The organism is Corynebacterium sp. HMSC05D08 (genome assembly GCF_001807215.1).
Taxonomy (GTDB): Bacteria; Actinomycetota; Actinomycetes; order Mycobacteriales; family Mycobacteriaceae; genus Corynebacterium; species Corynebacterium striatum.
Window position 1 is genome coordinate 1 of sequence record NZ_KV788322.1, and the last position, 552, is coordinate 552.

General features: G+C 61.2%; 1 protein-coding gene. It reads right to left on the bottom strand.

Annotation, left to right across the window (positions count from 1 at the left end; genetic code table 11):
- A partial coding sequence (locus HMPREF3148_RS04360) for an MFS transporter (RefSeq protein WP_049166760.1) occupies window positions 1-404 on the bottom strand: 404 nt, incomplete at its 3' end.
- Window positions 405-552 lie beyond the last annotated feature (148 nt).

Genomic DNA, 552 nt, shown 5'->3' on the forward strand with positions numbered 1-552 from the left:
TTCCGCTCGCGCTCGACCGTGAAGTACGTGCGGATCAGTGCCAGGGTTGCCGGCATCATCGCTGCCGCACCGACAGCGAGCACAGCGCGTGCACCGATCAGCACCTCGGGCGACGGCGCCAACGCTGCGAGCAGGGACGCCAACCCGAAGATCACCAGGCCGACGACGAACATCTGCGTGTGGCCGATGCGATCACCGAGGGTCCCGCTACCGAGCAGCAGGCCCGCCATCACCAGGGGATAGGCGTTGATGATCCACAGGCTCTGGGTGCTTGATGCCTCAAGGTCCTCGGTCAGTGTCGGCAATGCCGTGTACAGGATCGAGTTGTCGAGGGTGATCAGTAGGAGCCCCGCTCCGACAGTCACCAGCAGCGACCAGCGTCGCCGTTTCGTCATCGTGGACATGCGCGTCTCCTTAATCGTTTAATCGTGAACAACGTAAGTGTACCAGATGGATGGTGTAGTTATGTCTACTGCGAGAGAGATCCGCGTCACTCCCTGTTCACGGCGCCTAAGGCCAGTGACTACGAGCGTGGCGCTCATTTGGGTACAC